This is a genomic window from Dyella lipolytica (assembly GCF_030160075.1).
Classification (GTDB): domain Bacteria; phylum Pseudomonadota; class Gammaproteobacteria; order Xanthomonadales; family Rhodanobacteraceae; genus Dyella_B; species Dyella_B lipolytica.
Map to the genome: position 1 here is coordinate 309,591 of NZ_BSNQ01000009.1, position 15,331 is coordinate 324,921.

Sequence of the window (15,331 nt, forward strand, 5' to 3'; positions counted from 1 at the left end):
GACCCGAAACGGACGCTCGTAAGACAAGTCTTGGATCGCAATCGGCACTAGCAGCGAAAGGGCGTGGCACATGGACACCGCTATCTCAAAACCAACCATCAGCGCACGCTGGGCCCCGGTTTTAGTTCTGCTTTTGATCGTTGTCTTAATGGGCAACGGGGCGCAAGACACCCATCTATATGACAACGTCACCTGGTACGCGGTAACTCCGCTCAGCGGCATTCTAGGGGCCTTGGTGGCGTGGCTTTGGATGCGTGACTTCCGGGCGAAAGATTACAAATACAGGGACCAGTGTGGGGGTAACTCTCAGGATGAGCCTTCCACAGCTGCCCTTAAGGCATTGTTTATTGGCTGCGTCATGGCCGCCTTCTTTTGGGGGATCATTCAAAGTCTGCTATTACTTGCAGTCCGAATCATGCCGGCAACGCCAGTTACATTCGCGACAACCGTGACTGGTTTGGAAAATCGCAGAGGATGTCATTCCATCGTCGTTGTTTACAGGGACACCTTTACCTCTGGTGAGGCAAGGCAGTGTGTCGCAAATGCGCCAGGGCAAAGACGGATTGGCGAACCGGTAACTGTGGATGAATTCGCCGGGCTTTTGGGTACAAGGTTCGACCGAATCACCTACAAGGATGTGCCCTATGGCGGCAGGTAACATGTACGCCTTGGCTTAGGAATTAATTGTCCGCTTTCGACCCAAAGCGGACAGTTGAAAAAAGGTCAGAGTGCCTCTTCTGTGAGTTAAAAGTGACTCTGACCTTTTTTCTCGCTACCCCATTTCTTAAAGAAGTCCAACCAAGGAGTAAACATGAAGTCGCATATGTCTATCGTTGCCCTAGCATTGATCACGTTGCCATTGTTTGCCCACGCCTCTTGCGATGCCGTGAAATCCGATATCGACGCAAAGATCAAAGCGCACGGCGTTAATAGTTATAGTTTGGAAGTGGTGTCTGCCGATCAGGCAGATAAGAACGAAGGCAAAGTGGTCGGGCGATGCGAGGGCAACAAAGTCATTGTGTATTCCCGTGGGCAATCCAAGGTAAGCGACGAGAACTCAAACAGTGTGCTGCCTCTGCAACCTCCCGCACCGACTCGATCAGGCCAAACCGGCGGGTGATCGTAGGTACTCTGCGAAATTAGCCAGGGTGAGACGAGGCTTCAAATGCATGGCCTGAAGCAAGCAGATGTCCGCTTTCGACCCAAAGCGGACATACTTCTGGAGGGGGAGGCACATGACGGCGGTTGCAACATCGCGGGTGGTCGCAGAGATATATCGTGGCATCGATTTCCCATCCGATTGGATAAGCAAGCCCGAAACAATCGGTGTTGGCATGACCCGGGACGTGCTCCTTTCAGTCGTGGTGCTCTTCGATGAAAAGCTCGAGCTTCTCGCTGCCTGTTGGCGGGTGGAAAATGGCGATGAAAAGTTTGTCCGAAGATGCGTGGGAGAGGCCGGACAGAAAGACCTCCTCGCGGATTTCGACAGGGTGTTGAGCGAGGAAAGTCTTCGTGTCGGTGCCCCCGACCTATTCGCCACTCTGGTGTGGGCTCCCACGGACCTGCGACCGGACCAAGGCAAGAAGATCAATAAGCTGGTAGTCCAGTCTGGCAGATCTGCATCGATAACCGGTTGGAACATGGCGCCGCCGCTTATCGTGGCCAATGCAGGCAATCTTCTCCTGATGACACGGCGCGCGGACAATGGGCTTGATCTTCCCGTTCCAGAATCGGCTGGGGAAATGATCGCCTCCCTGAGCGAAGAGGTTCCGCAGCTCATGATTGTGTTGCCTGGAAACTATGCGCTTGAGCCAGAAAGGTGGTCGATCCAGAAGAAGATGGCGGTGTTCTTTGGCAGTCTGCTATTGCTCGGCATTGCCCTGAGCGCTTTGGCCCTGAGATTTGAATGAGAGGCGGCGTTACATTGGGCGAGGTCAAGCGTGCGGTGAACATCCGGTTTCGACCCAAAGCGGCCCATGCGGTGATAGACGTCTTGTCAATACGGAGAGCCTGTGAGTATTTCGATTTACTACAGCGCAGCGAGAGGTCATCCGCTGACAAAGGCGGAAAGCAGCGCTATTGCAGCGCTTGTTGACCAATACGCCATCAACAAGCAGACCGCAAAACGAAGCTGGTTTAGAAGGCCGCCCAACTGGGAGGCTTTTGGCATTTACGATCGCGCGAACCCAGGTCAACCGAACGCGATCTTTGAGGGTTCCACGAGGCTTCCTGACAATAGTCAGGAAGCTATGTGGATCGGGTTGCAGCATTGGTGTCGGTTGCTGTCGGAGATCAGGAGGTCAGTGGCAGGTGCATCTTGGTCCGTACACGTCGACGATCACGAGATTCCTTGGAATTCGGCAACGTCTTCCTACGATCCAGCCAAGTAAACCCGCTGTGATTGAGCGGCCAATCCTTGGAGAGCGTTTCTTCCATGGAAGCCGTAGGATTAACGTCCGCTTTCGACCCATAGCGGACATAATTTTCGCGGCTCGACTTGAAGCTGAGTTAAGCAAAAGCGGACAACTACATTTACAGGGAGAGGGCATGTCCACTGCGAAGCGTTGGATACTGGTAGCGACACTGGTGCTAGTGGTCGCCGGGTGTTCGAAGAAGCAAGAAGTAGGGCCGTTGCCTGTTGCGGGTGAAACAGGCAAAGCGGGAGCTAAGCTGGCCTATGAGCATCATCTGCGTATTGAATTGCAGCGGGAACAAATTGCGCCACGTATGGCCGCCGTACGCGAAGCCTGTGAGTCGGCACGATTCGGTGCTTGCAACGTATTGCGCCTCGATCAGAGCGAAGAAAGCGGATCTCTAACGGTACGTATAGTCCCCTCAGGCGTCGAACCAATTAGCGCTCTGGCTAGTCAGAGTGGAAAGCTGGCTTGGCGACAGACGCAGGCGGAAGATCTGGCCGACGCGGTGAACGACAATCAACAGCAACTAAAAGAACTCGAAATCTATTCGACTCAGATAGAGCAACTTGCCGAGCGCAAGGATCTCTCGGCGAGTGACCTCATCGCGTTGAGCCATGAACGCGCGCAAATACAGATCGAGCGCGAGAATTTGCAAAATACCGCCGCGCAGCAGCAAAGGCGCATCGACACGAACCTTCTGCAGATGGATTTCACCGACGAGGCACACGGACGTCATCTTGGTATTACTTTCGGCGAATGGACTGATCAGCTGTATGACGGCATTCGCGATACCCTCTCGATGCTTGCATATGGCATTCCGTTCTTGTCGCTGGCTTTCCCACTGGCACTGTGCTGGCGATGGCTCTGGCGCCGGGTGACGCGAAAATCACGCGAACGTCGCGCTCGTTTAGAAAATAAGGACGAAAGTACTTAATACGGTTGGTCATGTTTTAGGACATGGTGGATCAATTTGGTGCTAGTGGAGTGTCCGCTTTCGACCCAAAGCGGACCTTACTCGTGAAAACTCGAGGAAGTGATGAAAGTCGGTTACGCGAACACCATCGTCCTCCTACACCTCAGACAAGCGTTAGAGAACCTCTTGATGGGGAAAGTCTGCTTAACGGAGGGCGTTAGGGAGGTTGTGCAGTGGTGTTGGTCCAATCATGGTTTGGATGACGAGTTGTTTCGCCCGTTTATCGGAGTCGACTCTGAAACAGATCGGTTTCCTGTTGGCCAGGTGCGCCAGCTGTGGAGCACTGAGGGACTTGCGGCGGTAGATGCGGGGAGAGTCGCAGCTGAGGAGCACTACAGGGCCTGGATCATGGATAGTGTAAATAGTTTGCTGGGTGCTGTGGCCGCGGAATTAGCGACATCCGCGTTCACCGATCCGGCTCCCAAATGACGTCCGCTTTCGACCCAAAGCGGACGCTTCGAAACGGAGCAATACAACCAGGCCGATGAACCACATCGCCTCGGTCATGACGATGCTCGCATTGGCGGGATGCCCTAATGCTTACTATCCAACGAATCTCGGCGCCGCGACAATGCGCCGAACGCTAACTCGACCGCGCCGGAGGAAAATAACGAATGACGAGTGATGATCGCACCAAGATCATTCCCAGGAGAACACCGGAATCAGCGGCCATGTCGGCAAATGTCAGACGGGCGATGGCGATCACCGCCGCTCTCAACCGTTTGACGTACGACGATGCAGATGAAGTCCGGGCCTTGTTCAGCGATCTCATCGGCAAGAAGGTGGACGACAGCTTCTTATTGATACCGCCCTTCTACACCGCAAGCGGCGTCGATATCAGTGTCGGGCGCAATGTCTTCGTCAATCAGAATTGCACGTTCTATGACCTTGGCGGGCTCGACATTGCCGACGATGTGATGATCGGGCCGAACGTGAGCATCATCACGACGGGTCATCCCATTGAACCTTCTCAGCGGCGCGCCTCCGTCATCGCGAAGCCCATCGCGATTGAGAGAAACGTCTGGATCGCAGCCAGCGCGACCATCATCGGTGGCGTAACCGTTGGAGAGAACTCGGTCGTCGCGGCGGGTTCGGTCGTCACCAAGGACGTTCCACGGAATACCCTTGTCGGGGGAAATCCGGCGCGGGTCATTCGTTCGATTGCCGAATGAGGAAACGTCCGCAGCGTCAGGTGCTGCGCATCGTCGCCATGATGTCGGCAAGCTGCCGCACTGCAGCCTCGGAGGCTGCACGATTGGGCGTGAGGTCGCTGTTGTTGAAGTTGCCGGTGTCGCCCATCACCTGCACCAGCACGCCGTCACGGCGCGGCACCATGCTGAGGCCGCGGGCATTGAGCGCGTAATTCACTTCGGGCTGCGGAATCAGACGCGCGGTCTGGCCGCGCACGGGAATGATCGACTCGTCGTTGAACAGAGCCCTGGCGCCGTAGCCTGTGGCATTGATCAGGGTGTGCTCGGGCAGCGCCTGCAATTCGCGCGGATGGTTGAATTCGCGCACGATGATTTTTCCGCCGGCCAGCTGGAAGTCGGATATCAGCATGCGTGCATAGCTGGTGATGTTGAACATCATGATGCTGAAACGCCGCGCCGGTTGCGGGAAAGGCGTGCTGCCCACGGGCAGCGTGACGGACTGCGGCCCGAGATCGCTGATGCGATCGCTCAAATCACCGTACTCCGGTTCATCGGAGACCGTGTCTTTTTGCTGGCCCTGCGTAGTGTCGAGCAGGTGATAGCCGTCGATCCATTCGATCGGATCGCCGGGCAGCCCCAGCATGCTCTGGTACATGGCATAGGAGGTGCGCGCCATGGTTTCCCAGCGATCGCCGAACTCCGCGGCGTGCTGCGCGTCGCAGATGCGCGAGTCCGGCGTCCACAGGCCGGTGGCGCGCATCGAGAACACATCCGGCGGCAACGCTTTGGCATAGATGCGCACCGACATGCCGGCACGCTGCGCCAGCAGCGCCGACGTGAGCCCTAGCGCACCGCAGCCGATGACACCCAGCTCGCGCACGCCGGTGGCCTGCGCCATGCGCACGGCGAGCGTGCTCGAACCCCACGACAACGACCAACCGCTGCCGCCGTGTCCGTAGTTGTGCACGACGGCTTTGTTGCCGAACTTTTCCAGCTCGATACGCGGCCCCGCCGCGCGGAAAGGACGGGTGCATACGTAGACGCCGGTGATGCGGTCCACCTCCGCCCTGACCGGCGCCAACTCCGCGACGCCTGATGCCAACTGCGCGGCGCGCGGCGGAACCGTGGGCTTTGCGTTCGGCACGATGGCTTGCCGGGCGCAGCCGGCGAGTGTGGCGGTGGAAGCCAGAGCGAGCATGGTGCCCGCGTGGCGCAGAAATTGACGTCGTTGCACGGACACACTCCCTTGCGGTATGGAAACAAGCCGCTGTGTAGATGGATCGGCGAAGCGTAACCCAACCAAGCTACCCACTGCCGACGCGATATCTGTGTTCGTAAACCACGCGTTCGCTGCGTCAGTCAGGTTTTGCACATGCGTGAACATGCGCAGCGATGAAGCCTTGCTGCTTTCACATCGTGTCGACGCGGTCCATGACGTTGCACTCGCGTTATAGCGGTTTCATGGCAAGCATCTGTCAGGCGGCTGTCGAGACGGTCGCAAACGCATGGCAACGTGTTCGTGCTACCGGAATTCGCACGTCGTTGGCGATCGGCAATCCATAACTTCGCCGACACGTTCGCAAAACCTCAGCATTGTCATCGGCGCTGCGTCTGTATTCGCTGACAGATGCGCATACGGCACCTGTGCCAAGGTCCGACTGTCGGGCGTGCCCATCCGCATTGATGACACGACACGCCCGACATGAGTGAAGTAGCGCGGATCGCCTGGGCTGCAACCCAAACGATCCGCTGGCCACAACCAACTAAAGAGACTGGAGTTGATCATGGTTACGCTCGATCATAAGGCACTCGCACGTCTTCGTGCCCCCGCTGTGCTGATTTTGTACTGCTTCACCGCCGCTCATTCTGGGCGACGTCGAGCAACCTAGGACGTTTGCTGAAAACGGAATCGGCCGGTTCCGACGACGCATGCAGGATTTTTCCTGTAGTCCTTCACGCCGCGCGCAATACGCGGCGTGACCTACGGTTATGGAGCAACCCTATGAACGACAAAATCGCTGGTTACACGTTGTCCGAAGATAGCTATTACGCCGCCCACATCGTCTTGAGTGGCGCCTACCCCATCGCGCAAAGGACCGTTCGATGAAAGAGAAAGACGCAGGAGCGTGGCTCACCCTCAGCACCAGTTACTACCCTGCCGCTGTCGGCAGCCCGCTCGCCCTGTTGGATGATGCCTACATGCTGTTAGAACGCGCGCATGGCGTGGTTCACATGATGCGCGGAGCCATCCAACTCTCGCCGTGCGTCGATATGCGTTCGCTGGCGCTTGCCATGCAAGCCGTAGAGACGCTGATGGAAATGAGTGCAGGCTCGACCGAAGCGGCGCATGTGCGCTTCGAGCAGATTGGAGATAGCTGGATCACAGGCCACTGACCTACCGGTCAGAGTCGCGCATCAAGGTGACTCTGACCACTTTTCTCCCCAGCGACTCAAGTAAAGCCGCCCCTGGCCGATAACCCTACTGAAGGCCCTCAGCCGGCACGGGAACCGGTGCGCCTATCGAAGGGAGAAGAGCCATGACCACATCCGTCGTTAACGAACTGATCCTGCATAACCTGACCTGCTCGCAATGCCGAGCGGGCGAGCCCTGCCTAGTCGCCGAGCACATTCATGACTGTTGGCCTCGACGCGTTGGGCCGCTAGCTGCTGCCAGCTTGTTGCAGATTTCGACGGGTGTCGAAAATGAGCGGATGGCGCCTATCAAAGTTAGCGTGCCGCAGTTCAGTCGGTTTTAGTGCGAAGAAAGTGCTCCGTAACGTCTATCAGCCCGAAACCTTACAAACCCAACTTGTAGAAGAAAACTCTGTTCCTCAATCCAGCGTCCTTAAGCACTTTGTCCCAACTCAGAACTTCGATATAGAGGTTGATGTTGTCGTGCCAATTAAACCAGCCAAGACCATCCGGCATAACTTTGAAGTCCTTCTCACGCGCAAGCCACTTCTTGACCTTCTCCGTCAGGTCACAAACCACGTAACCGTAGAACGGCGTGTTCTCCGCCACTAGGATGTTTCGCCCTTCCGGAGTCTTGTACTTTCCGTCTTTAATGTTGTTGACGTAGCGAATGATTTGCTGAACCGGGTCTTCCTTGGAAGATGGATTCACGAAATCATCGCGCTGGGGCTTCTTGAACTCAAAGATGGTGACTGGGTTGCTTGCCTCGTTGTCTCCACGGTAGGCAACGGGTTGGTCATAGACGATGATATCTGGGCGTTCTGAACGCCCCTTGTTCAACGGGATGTCTGAGGAAAGGTATCGAGTGAAGTTCAACCTCTCATCAAGCAACCACAAATTATGTTCTTTGTACTCCAGCGATTCACTGTCTTTCTTTCTTGGGAAGATGATGTCGTGAAGGACACCCTCATCTTTGTACTCATTGCTGGCAGTTAGCTGAAGGCTCTTCTCGAATAAATCTAAAACGTTCTTGCGTAGCGCTACATAGTGAACCAAATCGTTTTTACTGGTCTCTGATATGCGCTCAACGATATCGGATATGCTCTTCTCAAAATTCTCAACACTTCCGTCGCTGAGAATCCTGCTTACTTCACGACGAATTCTGGCCTCGTCCTTAAACTTCTCCTCCTGAAGCCTCGCCTCAATCTGCTCGCTGGACGGGTTATAGGGAAACGAGTTCAGGTCCGTCTTCTTCAGAATGTCCTTGTGCCAGGGCGCCTCTTTTTCGACGTAGGACGTGATTTGCGCGACCTTCTTCTCTTGACGAGAAGTAACTTCAGAAGCAATGGCGTCCCGCGTCAGTTCGGCCGCTACTTTTTCAATCTGAGATTGAGAGATGCCATACAGCGCATCGCTCTCCTTTTGGAATTCAAACCCTCCGCGCTCAAGTGATACGTGGTCGTTCAGATAATCCCCGAACACGTATGTCTTGATAACGTAGTTCCTCCCCTCATCAGCAGACTCATCAGGTCTATGCTCATAGAAATCTTCCACAAACTCTGGAATGTAGCTATGCGTCGGATTCTCTGTGACCTCACGATTGTGAGCAACGAGACTAATTTTACTTTTCGTATTGCGTGGAGAGAAGAACTTAAATATACGAACATGAAAAGTATGCTCACGACCGTTCACATCGAAAGAGAATGAACCATCTTGGACGGGTACCTCCTTGATGACCGCTGTCTTCTCTCCGAGATAGTCATTGAGGACAATCTCTGCACTACCATCCCCCTCCACCAAGGTTATCCGAGGGCAGACATAGTTCTCTGCGATGAAGTAGGGCAGGAGCTTTTCTACAATGCCTTTGGCTATAGTGAGGAGTCTCTTATTAAGGCGATCAGCGTGCCTCACCGAACCCAAGCAAACCTTGGTTCCCGTAGTGCTCTGCGTTGCTTCAGAGATCCGTTCGTTAACGATAATCTCCGTGTCTTTCCCCATCTCAAACTGACGGCGCTTCAACGAGCTTCCATTCGAAAATGTGCTGTCAATCGTGACGCTGTCGAAGTACTTCAAGCAAGTGAACCGACCAAACCCCTTACCTCCCTGACTGATCTTGTTGTCGGTGTAGAGAGTATCGAAGGCGTTTCGATTCACATCGTTGAAACCGACCCCGTTGTCTTCAACATAGATGGAGTCAACAGCAGGGATTGCGCCATCCTCGTCATCCATCTCCATCTGCGGAGAGCGCTTAACGGTGACCATCACAAGACCACCCTCAGGCTTACCATCTTCAATAGCCTGGATTGCATTGACTACAAGCTCGACAACCGGAGTGTAGACAGTCGTGCCCGTCTTGATATTTTCGACTGCACGCTTGATGTTGACATTGCTCATCGTTTAACCATCCAAGTCAATTGAACCCCAGACCTTCCTGCGGGGTGCTATTCATGTGTGCGTTGCTTACCTTGGCGGAACTTATCGTATCCAGATAGTAGTCTCGATCTTTGAGAAGGTCGCTCGTCAAAAGCCCCCGCTTGCATAGGGATACATACAGTGCGGCCGCGTACGCTTGGCAGTTTACGGACCTCTCAGGATTGAAAGCGATATCCGAGAAAGCACTGTACTTCAGCACCTGCAATGCAAGGTCTTCTTGTTTATGAAGTGCGTTGATATACAGCCAGTCGTAGAAGGCAGTTCGCGGCAGCAAATCCCAATCCATCCCAAAGAATTGGAACTTGATAAGTCGACCCGACTCTTTCAGCCTCGGATCTCTCTTAGCATCTATGGAACGCTTATCGAGAAGGTCCTTGTAAGGCCCCCCCCTCTCAAAAACCTTGCTGGCCTGGAATGCACATTCCAAGCTGAATTCCCGACCATGCTTTACGGTCTTGATCATCAAGTTGAAGGCACTGAGAGAAACCCCGAGCTCGTCCTTTGACTTGCTCGATATCTCAAGCACACGATCTAATTTAAGTAATTTCCCTGCTTCTTCATGCAGCGAATCGATAGACTTCTGAGACTGACTTACAGCCATCCCAGGGAACCATTTGAACTGCACCATCTGAGTCTTGACGAATTCAGGACCGTGCAGTGATGGCATGAAAATTGGCCGCTCAGCCATTACGCAACAGCCTTCTTCCAATGCTTGAAATCTTTACGGGGAGAGAAGTAGCCTGGGATTGTCCTCACGATCAATCCCGGATATGCCGCTTCGAGTCGCTGCTTTAGGTCTTCCTTTTCAACAATCACACCCAAAATGGCATCACGCGGAACGCCATCCAATAAAAGTACCTCGGCCTGAGGATGCGTGGGCAATTTATCGAGGATGCCCAAATCGACCCTTCGCTTCTCCCCAAAATCGTCATACATTGCCCTGAACGCCTGTAACGTCATCCTCTCTGCGATGGAGATATCCGTCACCAAATTCGAAGCAGCATTGCATTGACAGAATGCCACGCGTGTCTTCCAAAGAACGGCTGCATTGATGACTACAACCACCCATTGCACATCCGGGTTTTCCTGACGAAGCCTGTAGAACATCTGATAGTTTGGAAATTCAATAGAGGCGCAGATAGCATCAGTTCCGTCTAACCTCATGTCGTCGTTACAACCGTCCTTGTTCACCAGACGATTTCGCGGAATCAGGCCTTGGGCCAGAATTGAATCAAGGTTGGCCAACCTAGTGAAGTGCATCAGATACCTAACCTGTCGTTCGGTAGCGAACGCTTCAATATACCTAGCAATTCCTGCACTCATCCCTGAAGCCCCCTTCAGACACCAGACAGTTCTGTTCACTTAAATGGCTAAAAGTTCTTTTACAGAGCGAACGTCCAACCACCCTCCCCATTTCAACCCATCCCACCGAGCATACAGCGCAGTCGCAATCCATAGCTCATGTGTACAGAAAAAGGGGCAGCCCCCCTTGCAGCGAGACATTTACAGAAGGACTCTAACCCCTATTTTGCGGGTGAACAAACCCGATCTTGATCAGTTGAGCACGAACGAACTCTGCAGCGGCACGACAGCGCCCCTTACGTTGTCTTTAAGCGTTACGCGCACCACCCATTTTCCCGATGGGTCGTCCGGATCTCCCCTGAAGCCAATAACAGGCGTCGAGAGAAAAAGATGGGTTGGAGCCTCCTTGATCTTCCCCTGGAAACATACCGCCCCGACTTGATGGATCGACGAGGTTCCATCAGGTCGTGTTACATCTAGATCGCACGTTACATTCGCGCCGCCATTGCTGTCGAGCAGAGGATTGGCGAAAAGAATAAGTACAAAGATTTCCTTTCCCCGGGCAACGGTCTTCGCCTCGGTGAAATGAGGAACAGTGTCGGAGGGCGTTTGCCACTTCGCATTCCAATCGGCGTCTGACGTGACGACAAGCCAGCCGCCAAATTCATCTACTGAATTGCGAGATTCGGTGTTTTGTGTGAGATGGCCGCCCTGATCTTTCCAACCTTCTTGACCAAATGCCGGTATCGCCAAGGTAGCAAGAGCGATCAGCAAGATTAGTTTCTTCATGACGATCAATATCCTGGAAACGAATAAGGGACGGAGGTAGTTAAAACCATCTCAGCTTACCTACGTCCGTCGCCTTACCGCAGTGCCCATATGGCAAGATTCCACTAAATCAACCTTGAAGCGTTGTTTCAAACTTCTGCTTGCCAGTAGATAGTCGCGGCTGAGCCGCTTGCGCCCGCCACGTTGCGAACAGAGACCTGGAACGACGTGGAAGTAATACCGAATGGTTGGTACGTCTGAGCGGCAACCGAGCCATTGACCCATACCTTCGTAGGAGTTGCGCCAAGGCCGTGCGCAATGGTGCCACCATCAGAAATGTTCGCTGCTGCACCGGAATTGCTTATGCCGCGTACACGTACTGTACCGCCACCATTATTGACAACCGGAATTGCAAAACCCTGAATTTCATTGGCGACCACAGAACCATTAGTGCAATTGGCCCCAATATTCACACCGCTGCTGGACCCTGGACCAATGATGAGATTGTCGGCGACGAGGAACTGGTTCACATAGTCGAGTACTACCATGCCGCCACCGCTAAAGGAACCTCCCGTATTAGTGAAGCTATTTCCGATGATCATCACCTTATTAACGATTGCGGTCGCGAGGCCGATGATCTGAATCATTACGTCCATCGCGTAGTAGCCGACAAAGATATTGCCGGTCACAATTATGTTCTGGAAAGGCACCGTGCCACTGGAGCATATAAGTTGAACAGGTAGTGCGGAATCAGCATTCTGATTAGCATCAATAGAATTGTTCGCAATCATAAATTGAGCGGTTGGAGTCGCCGTGCTGTTGGCGAGTTGTGCCCATATCGCCTTAGACATGAGGAACTTGTTGTCTACGATACGCGTGCCACCTCCACCTACCCAGTAGATGCCAATTGCCGTGACTGCGCCGAGAAACGTATTTCCGCTAATACATTGGTCGCCTTGATCTTTGCTGTACTGATTGTCCAGAAAAATGCCATAGCCGCCAGCGGGGATGCTCCAGAACGTGCAATTAGTAATATTGAAGCTGCTAGCAGATATCGCTCTGACACCAATATAGACATTATCGAATCGACAATTGAACACAGACGAAAAGGTATTTGCCACGCCCATGGTGACCGTAGTGTCTTCAAGCGCAATTGCTGCGCCATCAGTAGGTGTACCGGTAGATCGAAAGCAAAGATCATTGAATGTAACTGCTGCCTGTGTATTCACTAGAAAGACGTACGCAGTTGGGCTGTTGGGCTGAATGACCGTACCGGTTCCAGATGTGTTATCGCCTGACCCCGCGCCACAGATCACCATACCAGTGCTGACGGTCACCTGGCCGCAGACACATGTACCTGCTGGGAATTCAACGATACTGGCCCCTGAATTTACAGCAGACTGAACTGCCGCAGTGTCATCGGTTACACCATCCACTTTGGCGCCAAATTGCGTAACGTTCACCACATAGGTAGAAGTTGGCGCTGATTGTGCCGATGAATCGGTTGCGCTTAAGGCGATTGCTCCGCCTACAGCAACCGGTATGGCACTAAGAAATTTTCTTCTTTCCACGAATTTGGCCCTGTATCGTTAGTTGAAATCGGAAAATTATCAGGAAACCGTCACTCTTTGTGATTCCAAAAACGGTACCAAAACGGTGCCAGCTTGACTTTCTGACAGTATCTACCAACTCCCGGGACCAGCCACAGGCGACCGATAAACCAATCTGCGCCAGTCGTTAGGCTGGCGGTGTGCCTGATCGTTATCTTGATTGCTCAGCGGCACCGCGAACTTCCCTGGCAAACCACGTTGCCATCGGCAAGATACCTACATACCGCTGCTTTCCAGGGAAACGCCATTGGTTGCCGGCCCGAACAAACCGATCACCGCAATGCCCACCACCATCGCCATGGCAATAAAAAACGCCACGGCCATCACGCCGCCCGCATTCAAGAAGTAGCCCACGGCAAGCCCCGCGAAAGCCGCGGCAATACGGCTCCACGAATAGACAAAACCCACCGCCGTCGCCCGAATCCGGGTTGGATAAAGCTCCGCCTGATAGTTGTGATAGGCGTACGACATCACGTTGGAGGCGAGGGTGAATACCACGCCCAAGACGATGAGCACCGCCGGCAACGTCGCATTGGCGAAGCCGAGCATGGCAAGCCCCATGATCAAGAGGCCCCAGATGATCTGCGACTTCCGTTCAATCCTGTCCGCGAACAGCACGCCAAGCAGCGGCCCAAACGGATTGGCCACGGCGATGATGAAGGAGTACTCCAGACTATGCGTAATGGTGATGCCGCGCGCGATCAGCAGCGTCGGCACCCACGCGGCAAAACCATAGAAGCCGATCACCTGCGCCATATTGAACAGGGACAGCATCAGCGTGCGTCCACGATAGTGCGCGGAGAATATCTCCCCGAAGCGCCCTGCTCCCACCTCCTCGGCAATGTCGCTCTTTGGCGCCGGCAACGGTCGCCCGGTTTCTGCCTGAACTCGGGTTTCGATGGCGGTGGTCACCCTGTCCGCTTCTTCCAGGCGCCCCTGTAAGGCGAGCCAGCGAGGGCTCTCCGGTATGCGGCGTATCAGCAGCCATACAAGGCCTGCTCCCGTGGAACCGATCAACACAACCCAGCGCCAACCATCCAGTCCCAACGGCGCAATAGGCACCAACAACCAGGCAAGCAAGGCCACCACCGGAACCACGCTGAAGGTGATGAACTGGTTGACGGAAAACGCACGGCCGCGCTCAGCGCTGGGAATGAGCTCCGATATGTAGGTGTCGATGGTGACCAGTTGCACCCCAAAACCGACACCGGCAACGAAGCGCCACACATTGACCATTTCACCCGAATGCTGGAACGCCATGATGGCCGTACACACGACGTACCACACCAATGACCACGTAAACACGGGACGGCGGCCGAAACGATCGGCAAGCTGACTGAAAAGCACGACACCCGCCCATAGGCCGGCAAAGGTGCTGAAGACGAAAGTACCGAAACCGGCGACCTTGATCGCGTCCAGATGCGCAAAAAAACCTAACGACTGTGCCGTGAACAATCCGGACTTCGTCATGCCGGGCGCGACGTAACCGGTGAAGAACAGATCGTAGAACTCGAACACACCGCCCAATGAAATCAGAACGATGATGGTCCACACCGTGCGCGACGGCGGCAATCTATCCAGGCGTGCCGCGATTTGCGCAGAGCCGATGTTGGATGCCGTCGCTTTGGACGGCGATGATTTCATATCGGATGACGCATGCGCGGATGCGCCATACGAAACCTGCGAATTCACGGGGATGTCGCCATCGTGTTCTGCGTTTTGCATCGATCCGTTCCTTTATTCCCCGAAAAAATAACTCTGCGTGATTACTCGCCGTGACTGGCCGTGAGCTTATGAATGTCTCACGAATATGCGGTGACGCCCATTGATTCGCCGCCCCAGCATGCGAAGACAACGAACACGTAATTAATTCGTCCCCACCATTGCAGATAGACGGCTTTATCACAACAGGTTGACGCATCGTGCCGCGATGTCGGCAGCAATAAGGGAATTACCTTACTTCCAGACACAGCAGATGTTGACAGTTGCCGGCAGCGTTAAAGAGCTGGCAAGTGTTGAACAGACGCGCACGATAACGACAACGAAAGCGTCGTCGCGTTCGGCTTCGAATAATTTCGAATGAAGTCACCGCACGATGCCGTTCGTATCGTAATTCAAGAGCTATTGATCGCTCGTAAGGCGCCGCAATGGCGTAAAGACAAGATCGATAGAACAAAACTAAAAGCAACAACTATGGAGAGGAAGACTTTCGATGTTAGCCACGAGGGGTAAGGTTTTGACGTTCCAAAAATCGCGACGCCTACG

Annotated in this window: 13 protein-coding genes; 6 read left to right on the forward strand and 7 right to left on the reverse strand. The window is 54.0% G+C overall.

From position 1 onward, the window contains the following. Window positions 1-70 precede the first annotated feature (70 nt). The 5 genes from QQL64_RS14550 (at window position 71) to QQL64_RS14570 (ending at window position 4,562) form a co-directional block, all read left to right on the forward strand. Window positions 71-658, forward strand: a complete 588-nt coding sequence (locus QQL64_RS14550) for a hypothetical protein (RefSeq protein WP_284400956.1) — start codon at window positions 71-73, stop codon at window positions 656-658. A 153-nt stretch (window positions 659-811) separates the two neighbouring features. Continuing rightward, window positions 812-1,120, forward strand: coding sequence for a DUF1161 domain-containing protein (locus tag QQL64_RS14555; protein WP_284400958.1), 309 nt, complete (start codon window positions 812-814; stop codon window positions 1,118-1,120). A 115-nt stretch (window positions 1,121-1,235) separates the two neighbouring features. Beyond that, window positions 1,236-1,910 (forward strand): hypothetical protein, encoded by a 675-nt coding sequence (locus QQL64_RS14560; RefSeq protein WP_284400960.1) that lies wholly within the window; start codon window positions 1,236-1,238, stop codon window positions 1,908-1,910. Between the two features lie 637 nt (window positions 1,911-2,547). Continuing rightward, a complete protein-coding gene (locus QQL64_RS14565; RefSeq protein WP_284400962.1) occupies window positions 2,548-3,351 on the forward strand; it encodes a DUF4349 domain-containing protein in 804 nt (267 codons plus the stop codon). Between the two features lie 653 nt (window positions 3,352-4,004). After that, entirely contained in the window at window positions 4,005-4,562 is a 558-nt protein-coding gene (locus tag QQL64_RS14570) for a sugar O-acetyltransferase (protein ID WP_284400964.1), read from the forward strand. Between the two features lie 16 nt (window positions 4,563-4,578). Here the strand turns inward: QQL64_RS14570 and QQL64_RS14575 are convergent, their stop codons facing one another. Next, window positions 4,579-5,775 carry an FAD-dependent oxidoreductase gene (locus QQL64_RS14575; RefSeq protein WP_284400965.1) on the reverse strand — a complete coding sequence of 399 codons (1,197 nt, stop codon included), beginning with the start codon at window positions 5,773-5,775 and terminating at the stop codon, window positions 4,579-4,581. An 869-nt stretch (window positions 5,776-6,644) separates the two neighbouring features. On the opposite strand from QQL64_RS14575, the gene QQL64_RS14580 reads away from it, so the two are divergent. Beyond that, window positions 6,645-6,935, forward strand: coding sequence for a hypothetical protein (locus tag QQL64_RS14580; RefSeq protein WP_284400966.1), 291 nt, complete (start codon window positions 6,645-6,647; stop codon window positions 6,933-6,935). 402 nt (window positions 6,936-7,337) lie between these two features. Here the strand turns inward: QQL64_RS14580 and QQL64_RS14585 are convergent, their stop codons facing one another. The 6 genes from QQL64_RS14585 to QQL64_RS14610 form a co-directional block, all read right to left on the reverse strand. Continuing rightward, window positions 7,338-9,347: an ATP-binding protein gene (locus tag QQL64_RS14585; RefSeq protein ID WP_284400968.1), complete on the reverse strand. Its 2,010-nt coding sequence runs from the start codon at window positions 9,345-9,347 to the stop codon at window positions 7,338-7,340. A gap of 16 nt (window positions 9,348-9,363) precedes the next feature. Further along, window positions 9,364-10,074, reverse strand: coding sequence for a DarT1-associated NADAR antitoxin family protein (locus QQL64_RS14590; RefSeq protein WP_284400969.1), 711 nt, complete (start codon window positions 10,072-10,074; stop codon window positions 9,364-9,366). Beyond that, window positions 10,074-10,709, reverse strand: coding sequence for a DarT ssDNA thymidine ADP-ribosyltransferase family protein (locus tag QQL64_RS14595; RefSeq protein WP_284400970.1), 636 nt, complete (start codon window positions 10,707-10,709; stop codon window positions 10,074-10,076). The genes QQL64_RS14590 and QQL64_RS14595 overlap by 1 nt, the downstream gene beginning before the upstream one ends. Before the next feature lie 231 nt (window positions 10,710-10,940). Continuing rightward, window positions 10,941-11,477: a hypothetical protein gene (locus QQL64_RS14600; protein ID WP_284400972.1), complete on the reverse strand. Its 537-nt coding sequence runs from the start codon at window positions 11,475-11,477 to the stop codon at window positions 10,941-10,943. Between the two features lie 128 nt (window positions 11,478-11,605). Next, window positions 11,606-13,027, reverse strand: a complete 1,422-nt coding sequence (locus QQL64_RS14605; RefSeq protein ID WP_284400973.1) for a glycosyl hydrolase family 28-related protein — start codon at window positions 13,025-13,027, stop codon at window positions 11,606-11,608. A gap of 255 nt (window positions 13,028-13,282) precedes the next feature. Continuing rightward, a complete protein-coding gene (locus QQL64_RS14610) occupies window positions 13,283-14,791 on the reverse strand; it encodes an MFS transporter (RefSeq protein WP_284400974.1) in 1,509 nt (502 codons plus the stop codon). Between the last annotated feature and the right edge of the window lie 540 nt (window positions 14,792-15,331).

Excerpts from the sequence above, each read along its gene's own strand:
- QQL64_RS14560 (WP_284400960.1), top strand. The coding sequence starts at position 1,236 with ATGACGGCGGTTGCAACATCGCGGGTGGTCGCAGAGATATATCGTGGC.
- QQL64_RS14580 (WP_284400966.1), top strand. The coding sequence starts at position 6,645 with ATGAAAGAGAAAGACGCAGGAGCGTGGCTCACCCTCAGCACCAGTTAC.
- QQL64_RS14590 (WP_284400969.1), bottom strand. The coding sequence starts at position 10,074 with ATGGCTGAGCGGCCAATTTTCATGCCATCACTGCACGGTCCTGAATTC.
- QQL64_RS14610 (WP_284400974.1), bottom strand. The coding sequence starts at position 14,791 with ATGCAAAACGCAGAACACGATGGCGACATCCCCGTGAATTCGCAGGTT.
- QQL64_RS14595 (WP_284400970.1), bottom strand. The coding sequence starts at position 10,709 with ATGAGTGCAGGAATTGCTAGGTATATTGAAGCGTTCGCTACCGAACGA.
- QQL64_RS14550 (WP_284400956.1), top strand. The coding sequence starts at position 71 with ATGGACACCGCTATCTCAAAACCAACCATCAGCGCACGCTGGGCCCCG.
- QQL64_RS14555 (WP_284400958.1), top strand. The coding sequence starts at position 812 with ATGAAGTCGCATATGTCTATCGTTGCCCTAGCATTGATCACGTTGCCA.
- QQL64_RS14600 (WP_284400972.1), bottom strand. The coding sequence starts at position 11,477 with ATGAAGAAACTAATCTTGCTGATCGCTCTTGCTACCTTGGCGATACCG.
- QQL64_RS14565 (WP_284400962.1), top strand. The coding sequence starts at position 2,548 with ATGTCCACTGCGAAGCGTTGGATACTGGTAGCGACACTGGTGCTAGTG.
- QQL64_RS14585 (WP_284400968.1), bottom strand. The coding sequence starts at position 9,347 with ATGAGCAATGTCAACATCAAGCGTGCAGTCGAAAATATCAAGACGGGC.
- QQL64_RS14570 (WP_284400964.1), top strand. The coding sequence starts at position 4,005 with ATGACGAGTGATGATCGCACCAAGATCATTCCCAGGAGAACACCGGAA.